Raw genomic sequence first — 14,290 nt, 5'->3', positions numbered from 1 at the left:
GCTCAACGAGCCGGATGTGACCAGGGGTTTCGTCGTTCCCCGGGGTGTTCCCGGAGCATTTCCGGAGCATCGCTCAATGCGGAGCGACGGACGCTCCGCCATCGTCCGGATCGTCCTCGTCGTCGAGGGCCTGGAGGATGCGCTCGCTGTTGTCGGTCCGCCGGGTATACAGGTCCAGCGTCGTCGAGGACCGCTCGTGGCCCAGGACCCGCTGCACCATGTTCGGCGGGACGCCGTCGTCGACGAGCCAGGTGGCGTATGAGTGGCGCAGGTCGTGGAACCGCAGTCCGCCGGACTGGTGCCGTGCGACGTGGTGCACAGCAGGGGACTCGGTCCGGAAGTCCTCCGTCTGCTCCGTACCCGCGGCATCGGTCCAGCGTGCCCGGTACCGATCACCGAAAGGCGTGACTCCGCCGAGCAGGCCCGCCCGGACCAGCGAGGGGCGCCAGATCCGCGACCGGAACAGCGTCCTCCGCAGCGGTGCCCCGACCTCGTTGGCGAAGACCGGCGCGTTCGGCTCGGTCGGCCACCGCTCCAGGTGCTCGCGGATGATCGGCACGAGCCAGCTCGGCAGCGGCACCGTGCGGCGTCCGGCACGGCTCTTCGGAAACGGCTTGAACGAGGTGGTCCCGGCGACCTCGACCACGGTGCGGATCACGACCAGCCGGGCGGCGTCGAGGTCCAGCGCGTCGGTCCGCAGCCCCACGACCTCTCCCCAGCGCAGACCGGCCCCGGCCGCCGTCGCGACGACGCCTCGATGCTGCTCGGGAACCGCGGGCAGCAGCCGATGACGGAGGTCCGCCCGGCTGATGATCTGTTCGTGGGTGTCCCGGGTGCGGGCACGCGGCACGCGGACCTCGTCGGCCGGGTTGAACGGGATCAGCCGGTTCCGGACCGCGGAGCGCAGCACCGCCGACGCCAGGCGCAGCGCCTCGACGACGGTGGCGCGGGACCGCCGGGTGCCGAGGTCGGTCGCCCATGCCTGGAGCGAGAGGTGGTCGATCTTCGACAACGGTACGTCGCCCCAGCGCGGCAGGACGTGGGTCTGCATGATCGACCGGTCCCGCGCAGCCGTGGTGATCTCGACGTTCCACGTCGCCATCCACTCCGCGGCGTGGGCACCGAACGCCATCCGGCCGGCGTGCGGTGAGACGTAGGCGCCACGGGTCTTCGACGTCTCGATCTCGGCGAGGAACGTCGTCGCGTCCTTCTTCAGCCGGAACGTCTTGGACCGCTGCTTGCCTGACGGGTCGCGGAAGTACGCCCGGTACCGGCCCTCCGGGGTCTTGTCGATGAAGCCCATCAGGCCACCGCCCCGATCGCGGTCGTCTGCTCGATCTCGCCGTCGAGCCAGGCGTGGAATCGCTTGCGCGGGATCAGCCAACGACGGCCGACCCGGGTCGCGGGGATCTCCCCGTTTCGCACGGACTCGTAGGCGACGCCGCGGGCGATTCCAAGCAGCGCGGCGACCTGGTCGACGGTGTAGGTCAGGGACTCGGTGCTGGTCATGACGTCCTCCCGTACTCGGTGGGCTGGGTGCTACTGGTGCGGCGTTGCTCGCGTCGTCGTTCGGCGATGCCGAGTGCGATCTCTCGTTCGGCGTCGTTGCGGTGTCCGATGTGGACGACGGCCCAGTCGTTGACCATCAGCACTGACCCGGGCTCGGCCGGGGTGTCGAGTGCGGCCAAGGTCTCCCCGAGCCGGTAGGTGCGTCGGTCGCCGCGGATCGCACCGAAGGTCGTGGAGTAGGCGCGGGACTTGGTGAGGAAGTGGCCGCGGAACCCGAGCATGTGTGCCCACCGGCGCAGATTCAGGTCCTCGTACTCCTCGCGTCCGCCGAGCTCCCACGCGGTCTCGATGAGCCGTCGGTGGTGCGCGGTGATGTCGAGGTGGCGGACGTGGGCGATGTCGCGGATGGGTCGGTCGGTGGCTTCGGACTTGCCGGTGCCCTTGGTGGCGTACTTGGCGACGTAGGCGGCCAGGGCTGAGTCGGTGATCTCGCCGTCGTCGTTCTCCAGCGTGGCTGCGGTGGTGGAGGTGATGGGGCGGACGTCGACCTGCGAGCCCCACGCGAGTGCCAGCGGGACGCCGTCGGGCCGGTCGACGACGAGTGAGACGGTGCGCGCAGCGTCCCGGATCGCGGCGTTGAGCCCGTCGGCGGTGAGGCCGGCGGGTGGGGTGGTCCACGGACCGTCGGGGCCGTCGAGGCGGACGACGGCGTGGAAGTGGACGAGTCCGCGGCGTTGGTACTCGGCGACCTTGGCGTAGGACAGGCGGGCGTGGTCGCGGAAGTCGCGGACCTTGATGCCGAGCATCGCGGCGAGGGTGCGGCGCAGCCGGATTGCGAACCGGTCCCACAGTTTTCCTACGTGGGCCTGCCACAGGACGGCGCCGACGTAGTTGTAGGTGTCGGGGTCGAGCGCGGTCCCGACGCGCGGGTCGTCGCGGTGGTGCTTGTCCCCGCAGCGGCAGGGGATGACGAGCCCGCGGGCGGTGATCCGTCGGGTGTGGACGGGACCGAACGACGGTGCGGTGAGCGTGGCGAACACCCGCGGGTGTGCGGCGGCGGTGTCGGGGACGCCTTTGCCGCCTGCCATGCCGGAGCGGATGAGGTGGTAGGCGTCGGAGGCGTAGCGGTCCGAGCACGCGGGGCAGACCGAGGCGCGTCGGTTGCCGCAGGGGGCGAGGATGTCGCCGTCGCGTTCGGTGAGGACGGTGCCGGTGGCGCGGTCGTAGATCCGCGACGAGCCGGTGAGGTGGATGGGGGCGGCGCAGCCGCCGATGGCGGTGACCTCGCGGCGCCAGGTCTGGAAGCCGGAGGATCGGAGCAGGTGTGACAGCTCGTGCTCGTGCTGGGTGGTCGTGGTAGCCGTCATGGCGGCATCCCTCCCGGGATGTGGTCGTGGGGTGGCACCGGCCCGCCGGGAGCTGGTCTCACGCGGCGGAGCCGGGCCGGAGCGTGGGACTGCTCAGCGGCGGTAGGTGCGGTGCTCGTGCTCGATGTCGACCGGCCCCGGCGTGAAGCCGTGGTAGCGGGCGAGGAGCCGTGCGGCGGCCCGGTAGCTGGACGCGTGGCCGACGAGGGTTCCGTGGTCGTTCTCGACCCGGTAACGGCCGTCGTCGCGCAGGACGGTCCCGCCCGCGCCCGTGGTGCCGAGGATGACCAGGGCCTTGCCCGGTTCGACGACGTCGACACCGATCACCCCGGTGGAGCGCTGCGGCGCCTTCTTCGGCTTGGCCGCCGGTGCGCGCTCCGGGATCGGGCGGAGGTGGTCCCAGCGGCTCACCATGTCGCGGGTCGCCTTCGGTACCAGCACGGAGCGGGCCGGGCCTTCGGAGCCGTTGTGGTGGACGTGGTGGGTGCCCCTGAGCCGGAGGTGCCCGGTGTCGAGGAGCTGGACCACGGTGTCCCCGTCGTGGCGGGACACGGCGTCGGCGCAGCCGGGGCGGGCCGGGTCGGCGCGCAGGACGTGTCCGGTGCGCTCGACGACCAGGAAGCCGGGCTCCTGGGCGGCGGCGACGATGCGGGCGACCTCGCGGGGGTCCTGTGTGGCGGCCGGGCCGTGGTCGTCGATCTCGACGGTGACCGGGTCCCCGAACAGCGCGTCCTGCACGGTGCCGGTCATGCCGACCACCACCAGGTGGCGCGGGCTTCCCAGGACCACTCGCGGGCGAGCTGGCGGATGACGTACCACTCGGCGACGACGGCTCCGCCGGTGGCGATCCAGAACCAGCCGGAGGCGGTGCCGAGGTAGAGCCAGGTGCCGCCGACGATCAGGGCGAACAGCAGGGTCAGCTTGGCCCAGGTGCGCAGGGCCCATGCGGTGGTGGCGCCCATCAGGCGGCGCCCCGATCCCCGGTCAGCTCGATGACCTGCGCGTCGCGGGGTGCGCAGCGCTGCACCAGCTCGGCGATGTCGTCGTCGGTGACGTAGGCGGCGCGGAAGCGGACGGGCAGGCGGGAGCCGTGGTCGATGACGAACCCGACACCGGCGTGCCGGTCGTCGCCGGGGATCTCGTCGGCCAGCGCTCCGCGCTCGCGGGCACCTTCGCCGAGGACCATGTCGACGTGGCTGGCCGCGGTGACGGCCAGGCAGATCCGTTGGGTGAACAGCTCGCGGACGTCGAGGACGTCCTTGGAGGGCTCCTGGAGGTAGCCCTGCACCGTGAACAGCGACGCCCGGCCCTGGGTCATGATCTCGGCGAGCAGCCGGAGGGCGTCGCGGACGCCCGCGCGGTCGCCGTAGGCGGTGAGCATGGCCATCTCGTCGATGACCAGCAGCTCGACCGGTGTCTCGACCGATGGGGTGCAGCGGCGGATGTTGTTGTCGCGCATCCAGTCCTGCCGGTCGCGCATAGCGTCGCGGAACTCGGTCAGCAGCTCCAGCGCCTCGCCCATTGTGGTGGCGTAGCGGTGGAACAGCGGGGCGCCCTGCTCGGTCTCCACCCCGCCCTTGAGGTCGACCATCCAGACCCGGGCGACGCCGTCGCGCAGACACGGACCGAGGGAGCGCAGCGTGCCCCACAAGACCGACCCCTTGCCCGAGCCCGTGCGGCCGGCGACCAGGCGGTGCCCGTCGACGACGGAGGCGGTGAAGGGCTGGCCGTGCTCGTTGTCGCCGATCTCCAGCGCCCGCAGGTCGACGTCGTCGACGGTCTCGGGGATGTCGGGTGCCGGGATGGTGCGGGTGAACGGCAGCTCCCATTCGATGACGATCGCGACGACTCCCGGCCGGTGCCGGGTGATCGCGACCCGGTGGGCGATCAGCGCCTCCCAGAGGACCGATGCCTTCTCCTGCCAGTAGGCGACGTCCTGACCGCGGACCATGCGGACGTAGACGGTGTCGATCGACGGCGAGGAGGAGCGGACCCGCAGGACGCGGGGGACGAGCTGGTCTCCGGTGTGGCGGTGCTCGCGGGTCAGTCCCGTGTCGGACATGAGCTGGGCCCAGCGTCGGCCGCGGTAGACCGTCCAGCGGCGCCACGAGGACCGCAGCCGCGGGGCGGCGAACCGGTCGAAGGTCGCCGGGTGGACCCGCCACCACACGAGGACGGCGGCGGCCGCGGCAGTCACGGTGAGCCCGGCGCCGAGCGGGCCGAAGGTCGCGGCCAGGCCGAGTCCGAGCAGCGGCGCCAGGACGAAGCCCGGGTGTCGGAGCAGCCACGCGGCGGCCTGGACCTCGCGGCCCGGCGGACGGGTGGCGCGTCCCGCGTGGTGGCGGGCCGGGCCGTTGATGCGGGTTGCAGTGCTACTACGCTTGTTCATTGCTACCGGTCCTCACGAGTTCGAGTCGGGTAGCGGGACGCCCGCCGGTGTTTCCGCCAAGAATCAGATCGGCGGGCGTCCCACCACCCAGGTGGTCATTTCTGTTCGCGCAATGCGCCGCGTGCCGAGTCGAGCTGCACCGTCAGGTGCGCGACGTCGCGGGCGAGGTTGTCGTGGGTGTTCTTGAATCCGCCCGTGCGGTACGGGATGCCGTGCAGCGAGCGCTTCAGCTCCCGCATCGCCGCGTCCAGCTCGTCCACGGTCCGGTCGACTGCCTTGGTCACGTCACTTCCTCCACTCCCGGGAGACCAGCTCGGCCTCCCACTTCTGCGCCGACGAGGCCATGACCCGCAGCGAGCTGTGTGCCTTCTTCGCCGACGCGGAGATCTCGTCGGGGGAGGCGACCGACCAGTGCCGTCCGTCGGCGCCGGCCTTCGCCGAGCTGCCCTTGCCGTTCCTTCGGGCCTTGGCGTCGGTGGCCTTCGCGGCGACCTTCTCGGCGTCGGCGAGGGCGTCCCCGACGAGCTGCAGCGCCCGCCAGAACTCGCCGTACTTGCGCAGTGCGCGCCGGTTGACCTTGGGCAGGGTCCTGAGCCGGTCGCGGGGTCCGAGGTTGAGCGCCATCGGTCAGACCCCCTTGCGGATCGCGACCTGCGCCAGTCGCAGGCCCTCCGCGACACCGGCCCGCCATGCCTGCTCGGTCGCGACCTCCGAGCCGTGGGAACGGATCCAGGTCCGCCGCTCGTGCTCCAGTCGCCGGACGATCTCCGAGGGCGAAGAAGCTCGGCTCAGGCAGCACTCCGATGAAACCTCTAGAGGACGCGGGCCTCGATGCCCCCCGGAGGTTCCCGGCCACGTCATGGCCTCGGTGATGGATCGCTCGGTCCGCGCGGAGAGCGAGAGAGGCAATCCGGGTGCGCCGGATGCAGCCCCAGCGACGCCGTCTGCTGGGCTCGTCGGGATCTACACCGACCGGGATCGATCGCGCAACACCTTCACCTGCGCCCGCGCCGGCGTCGCACTCCCACGGCTTCCTGTCCCGCGACTGGATGGACCCGGCCGAGCTGCTGTCCACGGCCAGACGTGAGGTCGCCGGTTACGGCGGGGAGCTACTGGAGGGCCGAGCGGTCGGCATCGACCGCCTCGACGGGATACGGTTCGCCGTGCACCTGGCCGAGGGCGGGCGCCTGGACGCACGCGCGGTCGTGGTGGCCACGGGCCTTCATGACGAGCTTCCCGACATCCCGGGCTTGCCCCCTCGGTGGGGCCAGGACGTGCACGTCTGCCCGTACTGCCACGGCTACGAGGTCCGGGACAGCGCACTGGGAGTGATCGGAGGCGAGGACCGCGCGTTCAGCCTGCGACAGGCACAGCTGATCCGGCAGTGGTCCGACGATGTGGTGTTCTTTCCCCACCGGATCACCCTGGACGCCCACGAGCGGGGGCCGCTAATCGCTCGTGGCCTGCGGATCGCCGACGGCGAGGTGACGCGAATCGTGTCGGACGAGACCGGCGTCCGCGGTGTCGAGCTCGCCGAGGGGCCGATCGTCACACGCACGGCGTTGTTCGTGGGCCCACGCTTCGTGCCGTCCGACGAGCTGCTGACCGCCCTGGGCTGCGACCTCGATGACGAGGGCTGGGTCGCCACCGATCGCACCGGCCGCACCAGCATTAACGGTGTGTGGGCACCCGGCAACGTCGTAGACCACACCGCCCAGCTCATCAGCGCCGCGGCCGCCGGGTCCGCCGCCGCAATCGCGCTCAACAACCAGTATCTGATCCCCGCCGACGTCGAGATGGCTATCGCCGGCCACACCGAACCCGCACCAATTCACTGATCGTCGGATCACTCGATTCCGTGGCGAGAAGAGGAGTCAGAATGTCTCTCACTGCCAACGCCGAGCAGGCCGCCGCGTGGGACGGCCCGGAGGGCGACCACTGGACCGAGCACGCAGAGCACTACGAGCGGCTCACTCGCCGTTACCGAGATCTTCTCATGTCGGCCGGGTTGCTCACCTTGGACGACGACGTGCTGGACGTCGGTTGCGGTACCGGCGCGCTGAGCCGAGAGGCGGCACAACAGGTGCCGGCCGGCACCGTCCTGGGACTAGACCTCTCGGGTCGAATGATCGAGCGAGCGCGTGAGCTCACCGCAGCGGCGGGCATCACCAACGCCCGGTTCGAGCACGCAGACGCCCAGGTGCACACGTTTTCGCCGGCCGGATTCGACGTGATCGTGAGCTGCTTCGGCTCGACGTTCTTCGCGGACCCCGTCCGCGCCTTCACCAACCTCGCCGAGTCCCTGCACCCCGGTGGCCGGGTGGGGCTGCTCACCTGGCGTGACCTTGCGCGCAACGAGTGGATGTCGGCGATCCGCGACGCTCTCGCCGCCGGCCGTTCCCTCCCCGTCCCTATTCCGGGGGCACCCGGCCCGTTCGGGCTAGCCGAGGCGGACCGGGTCCGGGCCCTGCTGAACGGAGCCGGCCTGGTGGACGTCGAGATCGAACCGGTCGACGAGGCCATGAAGCTCGGAGACGACGTCGCCGGCGCGTACGCCCTTGTCAGTGGGATGGGCACCGTGCACGGACTGACCGATGATCTGGACGCCGCTCGCCGAACCAGAGCATTCGACACACTGCGCGCGACCCTGGATGCGCACCAGACCGAGAGCGGCGTGCTCTTCGACTCCTCGGCGTGGCTCATCACTGCCCGACGCCGCTGACCGGCCCGGACGAGGCGCCATCGAGCCGAACCGACTCCGGCCCGCGTCGGTGCACGGCCGGGATCGGAATCACGCGGCGTGGCAGGGGCCGCAGCTCCACCACCAGCTCGCCATCGAAGTTCGCGGGCAAAGCCCGAGTGTCCAGATAGGCCGTCCCTACGGACAGGCTGATCGGACCGGGCCCGACGGCAGGGCAAACGGAAGTTCATAGGACGTCTCGCGGGCCCGCTCGATTCGCGATCGCAAGTGCGCGGCGTCGGAGGCCCTAGACCCACGAACAGTGGTATAAAACCCCTCGTAGGACCCACCAGAGCCACCCGGCCACGCATTCAAATCCTACAGACCCACCAACGAGGCTGAACGGGCCCGACGGTGGCTCGATCTCAGAGCACGTCCGGACGGTGCCCGGCGGACGGGTCGGCCAGCGCCGGCCCTGGAAGTGCGTGGACCTCCTCGAACTCGGGTCGCTCGCCGCAGGCCACGCAGCGTACGGATGTCGCGTCGACCTCGCCCCCACAGTCGCCGTGCAGCAGCACCCTGGGCGGCCCGGCCGGGTGCGGGTAGTGGCGATCTCCCCACTGCATGAGACCGGCCAGCACCGGTAGCAGCCCCTGACCCTTGGCCGTCGGCCGGTACTCGAAGCGAAGCGGCGAGTGCTGGTAGACGACCCGCTCGATGATTCGGTGCTCCTCGAGGTGCGCGAGCCGGCGCGTCAACACGCTGCGCGTAACCCCCAGACTCTCGACCAGCGCGTCGAACCGACGCACACCGACGAACAGATCTCGCATGATCAGCAGGCTCCATCGCTGGCCGACCGCTTCCAGCGCCCTGGCCACGGAGCAGACCTGATCCTCGTGGTCATGACCGAGCACGATGCGATACTACCCGCGAGTCGCATGATGAAACTGACTCGCTACTCTGCACGGGTGATCCGACTTACCCGGAACGTCGCATGACGACCGGTGGGAGCAACGATGCCCCCACCCCACAGGGGCGCACCCGCCCCGGCCGACTGCTCGCGTTGTCAGCCGTCGGGCTTGCTCTGATCGGCGGGCTCCTGCTGGCGATGGCCCAGGGCGCGATCGCCGCCACCTTCACCGTCTCGGGCGCGCTCGGAAAACTGTCCGCCGACAATTTCGTCGGGCAGGGCGTCGCGCAGTACGGCGCAGTCGAACGCACCGCAGAGGGCCAAACACCGGTACTCACCGCGGGATTCCGTGAAGCCCGCGCCGCGAACTTCTGCGTCTCGTTCCCGGTGACCGACCTGCCTGGCGTCGGACCGGTGGTCCTGCGCATCGCCACACCAGGTTCGGAGGGTTTCCGCGCCGAGGACCTCCTGGTCTCTCTCGACGAGCTCTCCGGCGACATCGTGCAGCGCAACGTCGAGATCGGCCGCGACGCCTCCGAACTGGACAAGGGCCCCGCCGACGCCACGGGCATGGCCGGGGGGTTCGGGCTCCAGTCCGACACGCTGGAGGTCACCAACTTCCGCAACCGGCCGCGCGCAATCGTGGCCGCCACCCTGAGCCTGGACCAGGTCCGCATCGCCGTCGGAGCGCAGGAACGTGAGTGCTACTGACACCCGGTGGCGGTTCCGCCGCTGGCGGTACGGGCGACCGTTCTGGGCAGGTGCACTGCTGCTGACCTCGGCCCTGGTATTTGTTGCCGTCCCCTTCGCGACGCTGCGGGTCGGCGATCTCGTCGTGTCGCTGGCCACGCCGGGAGGATCAGCGGCGGTACTGGTCGCCGCCGTCCTCGCCTGCTGCGGGGGCGCCTTGTGGGCCGGCCCCTCGACACGCGTGCCGTGCGGCATTGTCGCCATGGTCGCGGCACTGGTCGGGGTGGCGACCACCAACCTCGGCGGCCTGGTCATCGGTAGCGTGCTCGGCGTCCTGGGCGGTGCGGCCGCTCTGGCCTGGACCGCCGATCGAGGCCCGAGGGCCCGGTGACCGCCCACCGCGTATCAACCGCCACCGTGCTCGCGCTGCTCCTGGTCATGCTGCTGACGCATGCATCGACCGCCGGACCAACGGCCCGGTCGCTGACACGAGCCGCGACCGCGAGCGACGACGGGTTCGAAGTCGCTGCGACATCACTCGTCATCGACGGTCTCCGCATCGAGGGCAACGGCACCGCCCCCGGGCCGAGTGGCGGCGAACCGACCCTGAACCTGAGCGCGGACAAGGCCGTCGGCGAGGAACTCACGATCGCCGCAGGAGTCGCCGACCGAACTCTGACCATCAGCTGCCCTGCCACGTGCCGGCTCACCGGGCAACCGGTGCGCCTGCATGTCGTCGAGCTGACCGCCACGCCCGTCGTCGCGGGACTACCCCTCGTGCCGATCACCCTGGGGGCATCGACACCCGCACCGGACCTGCTCGCGCTGGTCCGCCTCCCGCAACTGACGTTGCGCGACGTCCGAGGCCGCTTCGCACTGATCACCGCCGACGAGGTCGAAACTGTCAGCACCCGTATCGATCTTCTCGCGGGTGAACGAAGGGGCGCGAACTAATAGCTCACTCGCTGCCATCTACCGCTGGCAATCGGAATTGTTCCCGCGCCGCTTGTCGACGCTGCTCCCGCGCAAGATCGCTCTCGCTCTTGTCCCGGTACTTCTCTAGCCGCCACCGCCTGGGGAGCGTTCGTCAGGCGGCGGACTCGGCTGCGCGCTCTCGAAGGGCAACTCTCTGTGCTCGAAGCTCCGTTCGACAGCGACTCCCGCTGAGGGGCACTGCATCTCTTGGTCGCGCCCATGAGTTTCCAGCTGGGTGAGAACCGACCTACGTCCTAGCGGACTCCTACGAACGGCGCCAGACTTCTGAAGAACGAAGACCCCGCTTGCGCCGTGTGTCCGGGGGCCTGGCAACGCCTGGGACATGGACCAACATGACGCCCTCGCCGGGCGGGCTGGTCTCCGGGATGGGGGGAGGAGGGTGTGGCATCCCGACGACCTCCCGGAGGGCTACCACACGACGACCCGAGCGCAGGCTTGGCAAGATGGCCGGCGGTTGGCATGGTCGCTGCGCCCGGGACGTCGCGCGGTCGGGCTGCGCCAGGTCGACGGGATGCCACACAGACCCGAGGTGTTCCGGGGCAGAGCCCCAGCAAACCCCCAGAAATCAACGACGAACGACGCCTGTCAGCGCGGCCGGACCGACCACGTCCCTTGCTGTCCCCGCAGCTCAGGGCAGTCAACGGCAGGTGTCTACGCCCGACCAACGGTGTCGATCTTGGTTCGGGCGGTTAGTGGTCCTGCGCAGCGCTACGTGGACAAGGTCCTGCGCTCAGCGTGAGTGTCTAACTGAGTGACGACCGACCGACGGCTCGCCGGACACCCACGGACGCCACCGGACTTCTGACCAGCCCGGACTCCGACCTCCCTGCACGTCGAGAGCGGTCTGCCGGTGCCTGGGGGTCAAGGGGTCGCAGGTTCAAATCCTGTCGTCCCGACGGTCGGAAACAGGCGGTATCACTCCGGGTGGTGCCGCCTTTTCTGTGTCTGACCTGTGGGTACGGCGACAGCGGTGATCCTCGGATGATCGTGCTGAATGATCATGCTGGAGTCCACTGTGGTCGTATTGCGGAGCACGCCGCTCCACGGCGCGCAAAGAGGTCAGGCTCATGCTCCGTGATAGGTGTGCCGTTCGGGTGAATCTAATGCGGTGTGGTGCGGTTGGGTTCGGTATCGCGGGCAGCCGGCGTTCGCTCGGGAAGCGGTGCCGCCCAGGAACGAGAGCGTCGGAGTGCCTCCGCTGCACACTCCCGCCGACGCCGCTCGGATTCTTGCGGTCCGCGAGTCATGGCTGCACCGTGCCGCACGTGCCCATCCCTCGGCGCGCGGCCGCATGGCCGCTGACGTCCGGGTCCCCTTGCCGGTCGCCACCGGCTCGGCCGGAGTCGTGCTCAGCGTCGTCGGGCCCCGCAATCCCGTCGAGGTCGTACGTGTCGTCACCGGTCACGGGACCTTGATCGTCGCGTCGGTTCGCCGAGCATCTGTACGAGCTGCATGCTCGCGTCGGGGGATCGGGGTCGACCCGCACAAACCGCTGGCCACCGCAGGGCTTTCACCGGTCTGACCCCTGTGGCCCGGCGGGGCTCCCAACCCGGTGGTCTCGCCGGCGGAGCCGACGCGGCTGCGGCGCTACCCACCATCCGGAAGGTCTCCCGTGACCCGGGCTCGGAGAACCTGCTTCAGCCCGCCTTCGCCCGCACCGGCGACCCGAACGGGCCCGTGCCTCCCCGGCATGGCCGGCCACCACCCCGACCTTCGTCCCGGCGCTCGAACGGACCGCGGCACCGGAGCCGGGCCGGTCGACGCCGCGACTCGGTGCGGCGCGGCTGAGGAGCAGCCCACCGTCGGGCGCCGCGGGAGAGCCGGCACCGGCCGAGTACAGCAGGCGTTCTCCGGACCGACAGGGCCACGATGGGCGGGGCCGGCCCGGGAGGCCGACGGCCGAGGTCGAGGACTGTGCAGTTGCGACGAGGCACCGCGGCGCGGCGTCCGGGCAGGTGTGCCGATGACAGGTGGGTCAAAGAGCGAACGACGTTCCTCCCTTCGTAGGGGCGTGGCCCTCCGCCGGAACGATGCGCAGAATCGGATGAGATCAATACCGTGCGTCCCATGTCGCGAACCCGTCGGACCGCGGTCGGTGGGGCCTCCCCGACACCGGATTCGGAGCGCCTCCTGGCGCCGGATCTGGCGCGGGGGGTGATGCTGCTGCTCATCGCCCTCGCCCACTCCCGGATGCTGCACGCGGGCGGGAACCTGCTCGCCAGGCCTGCCGGTGGCGGCCCGGCGGACGTCGCCGTGCAGTGGCTTCTGACCTCCGTCGTCGACGGGCGGGCCGCGCCCCTGTTCGGGCTCCTGTTCGGCTACGGCCTCGTACAGATGACCCGTCGCCAGACCAGCCCGGGCGGGGACCCCGCGAACGCGCGGCGGCTGATCCGCCGGCGCGGTGCCTGGCTGGTCGTGTTCGGCATCGCCCACGTCGTCCTGCTCTACAGCGGTGACATCATCGGTTCCTACGGCGTGTTCGCCCTGCTGTTCGCCGGTGTGGTGACCTGGTCGGGCCGTCGGCTGTGGACGGTCTTCGTGGTCACGCTCGTGTTCGGGGTCGCGTCTGCTACTGCCCTGCAACAGTTCGCCGCGGACGCTCCGCTGGCGGGCGGGGCGACCCTGCTCGACAGCGCGGTGCTGCGCACGTCTGCCCTCGTGGTGCTGCCCCTCGCCGGGGTGAGCGTCGCGCCCGCGGTACTGATCGGGGTCTGGGCCGGCCGGATGCGGCTGCTCGAGCAACCCGACCGCTACCGGCGTCTCCTGACCCGGGTCGTGCTGGTCGGTTTCCCGGTGGCGGTGCTGGGCGCGCAGCCGGTCGCGCTGCAGGCGGTGGGTGTGTGGGCCCCGGACTCGGTCGTGGCCGGTGTGCTGGCCGAGGCGACGTTCGCGGCGACCGGTATCGCCGGGGGGCTGGCCTTCACGGCCGCGATCGCGCTCGTGGCGGACCGCCTCGGCCGGCGGCGCGGACCGGTCACGAACGCGTTGGTCGCCTGCGGTCGCCGGTCGATGACGTTCTACATCGCGCAGTCGCCGGTCTGGTTCGTCGCCACCGAGCCGGCGTTGCTCGACCTCGGCGGCCGGCTCGGCGCCGCCGCGGCTGCCGCGGTCGCCGTCGCCACCTGGATGGCCACCGTGGTCGTCGCCGCTGCTCTGGATCGCGGGGGCCGGCGGGGGCCGGCCGAGGCCCTGCTGCGCCGCCTCACCTACGGCGCCGGGCGGGCTGCTCCACGCCCGGCGACTGCCTGACCACGTGCGCAGGGCGCGTCAGCAGCCCTGCGTGTTCCGGAGCTGCGGGCGGTACGAGTCCGCACCGCGACGCGGAGCGGACGGCGGGTGGCGGCGCGTGCGCTCAGGACCCACCGGAGCGCAGCGTCCGGAGGTAGGGTGCTGCGCTCGGCGGCACGCCAGGCACCCTGACGACGCGCCCGTCGATCAGCTCGAGCCGCACCACCTCGTCCCCGGGGCGTGGGTCGAGTACCGCTGCGACCCGGCACCAGGGCAGGGCCGTGCCCGACAGTACGAACCGGATGCCCCTGTCGGAGACGACCGCCACCGGCACCAGCCACAGCGCTGCGATGATCACCACGGTGATCGGCGCGAGCACCAGCCATGCCGACGTGTTCTGCAGGATCGACAGGTAGGTGCCGACCGCCAGGGGTGCCCCGACGAGCATCGTGAACCAGCTGCGGGTATATCGCGCGCCCCAGTACGTCCTGCGGCCGGGATTCGGCTTGTCTTCCATCGTC

16 protein-coding genes are annotated in these 14,290 nt (G+C 70.8%); 6 read left to right on the top strand and 10 right to left on the bottom strand.

Translation table 11 applies throughout. The features are described from left to right. Positions 1-73: 73 nt before the first annotated feature. The 8 genes from ATL51_RS06505 to ATL51_RS06470 form a co-directional block, all read right to left on the bottom strand. Positions 74-1,303, bottom strand: coding sequence for a tyrosine-type recombinase/integrase (locus ATL51_RS06505; protein ID WP_100878025.1), 1,230 nt, complete (start codon positions 1,301-1,303; stop codon positions 74-76). Then, positions 1,303-1,509, bottom strand: a complete 207-nt coding sequence (locus ATL51_RS06500; RefSeq protein ID WP_100878024.1) for a helix-turn-helix domain-containing protein — start codon at positions 1,507-1,509, stop codon at positions 1,303-1,305. Before ATL51_RS06500 ends, ATL51_RS06505 begins: the two co-directional genes overlap by 1 nt. Next, entirely contained in the window at positions 1,506-2,876 is a 1,371-nt protein-coding gene (locus ATL51_RS06495; protein ID WP_100877419.1) for a replication initiator, read from the bottom strand. Before ATL51_RS06495 ends, ATL51_RS06500 begins: the two co-directional genes overlap by 4 nt. A gap of 93 nt (positions 2,877-2,969) precedes the next feature. Further along, positions 2,970-3,626, bottom strand: coding sequence for a hypothetical protein (locus tag ATL51_RS06490; RefSeq protein WP_301548842.1), 657 nt, complete (start codon positions 3,624-3,626; stop codon positions 2,970-2,972). Next, a complete protein-coding gene (locus ATL51_RS06485; protein WP_100877421.1) occupies positions 3,623-3,838 on the bottom strand; it encodes a hypothetical protein in 216 nt (71 codons plus the stop codon). The genes ATL51_RS06490 and ATL51_RS06485 overlap by 4 nt, the downstream gene beginning before the upstream one ends. Further along, on the bottom strand, positions 3,838-5,265 hold the full coding sequence (locus tag ATL51_RS06480; protein ID WP_100877422.1) for an FtsK/SpoIIIE domain-containing protein: 1,428 nt from the start codon (positions 5,263-5,265) through the stop codon (positions 3,838-3,840). The genes ATL51_RS06485 and ATL51_RS06480 overlap by 1 nt, the downstream gene beginning before the upstream one ends. A 95-nt stretch (positions 5,266-5,360) precedes the next feature. After that, positions 5,361-5,549 carry a hypothetical protein gene (locus ATL51_RS06475; RefSeq protein WP_100877423.1) on the bottom strand — a complete coding sequence of 63 codons (189 nt, stop codon included), beginning with the start codon at positions 5,547-5,549 and terminating at the stop codon, positions 5,361-5,363. Between the two features lies 1 nt (position 5,550). Beyond that, positions 5,551-5,889 (bottom strand): hypothetical protein, encoded by a 339-nt coding sequence (locus ATL51_RS06470; protein ID WP_100877424.1) that lies wholly within the window; start codon positions 5,887-5,889, stop codon positions 5,551-5,553. Positions 5,890-6,188: 299 nt separating this feature from the next. On the opposite strand from ATL51_RS06470, the gene ATL51_RS06460 reads away from it, so the two are divergent. Both ATL51_RS06460 and ATL51_RS06455 read left to right on the top strand, forming a co-directional pair. Then, positions 6,189-7,103 carry an NAD(P)/FAD-dependent oxidoreductase gene (locus tag ATL51_RS06460; RefSeq protein WP_100880524.1) on the top strand — a complete coding sequence of 305 codons (915 nt, stop codon included), beginning with the start codon at positions 6,189-6,191 and terminating at the stop codon, positions 7,101-7,103. A gap of 41 nt (positions 7,104-7,144) precedes the next feature. Beyond that, positions 7,145-7,987, top strand: coding sequence for a class I SAM-dependent methyltransferase (locus ATL51_RS06455; protein WP_100878022.1), 843 nt, complete (start codon positions 7,145-7,147; stop codon positions 7,985-7,987). Between the two features lie 383 nt (positions 7,988-8,370). Here the strand turns inward: ATL51_RS06455 and ATL51_RS06450 are convergent, their stop codons facing one another. After that, a complete protein-coding gene (locus ATL51_RS06450) occupies positions 8,371-8,859 on the bottom strand; it encodes a winged helix-turn-helix transcriptional regulator (protein ID WP_100878021.1) in 489 nt (162 codons plus the stop codon). A gap of 80 nt (positions 8,860-8,939) precedes the next feature. Between ATL51_RS06450 and ATL51_RS06445 the strand changes: the two genes are divergently transcribed. From ATL51_RS06445 to ATL51_RS06435, 4 genes are all read left to right on the top strand, one after another. Further along, positions 8,940-9,566 carry a DUF6230 family protein gene (locus ATL51_RS06445; protein WP_157818250.1) on the top strand — a complete coding sequence of 209 codons (627 nt, stop codon included), beginning with the start codon at positions 8,940-8,942 and terminating at the stop codon, positions 9,564-9,566. Further along, positions 9,553-9,936 carry a DUF6114 domain-containing protein gene (locus ATL51_RS28045; protein WP_157818249.1) on the top strand — a complete coding sequence of 128 codons (384 nt, stop codon included), beginning with the start codon at positions 9,553-9,555 and terminating at the stop codon, positions 9,934-9,936. Before ATL51_RS06445 ends, ATL51_RS28045 begins: the two co-directional genes overlap by 14 nt. Positions 9,937-9,962: 26 nt before the next feature. Further along, positions 9,963-10,499, top strand: a complete 537-nt coding sequence (locus ATL51_RS06440; protein WP_157818248.1) for a hypothetical protein — start codon at positions 9,963-9,965, stop codon at positions 10,497-10,499. 2,109 nt (positions 10,500-12,608) lie between these two features. Then, entirely contained in the window at positions 12,609-13,790 is a 1,182-nt protein-coding gene (locus ATL51_RS06435; protein WP_157818247.1) for a DUF418 domain-containing protein, read from the top strand. A gap of 103 nt (positions 13,791-13,893) precedes the next feature. Here the strand turns inward: ATL51_RS06435 and ATL51_RS06430 are convergent, their stop codons facing one another. Then, entirely contained in the window at positions 13,894-14,286 is a 393-nt protein-coding gene (locus tag ATL51_RS06430) for a hypothetical protein (RefSeq protein WP_157818246.1), read from the bottom strand. Between the last annotated feature and the right edge of the window lie 4 nt (positions 14,287-14,290).

The organism is Pseudonocardia alni (assembly GCF_002813375.1).
GTDB classification, from domain to species: Bacteria; Actinomycetota; Actinomycetes; order Mycobacteriales; family Pseudonocardiaceae; genus Pseudonocardia; species Pseudonocardia alni.
Note: the sequence above shows the minus strand (reverse complement) of the source record. Positions and strands in the feature narration are given on the sequence as shown.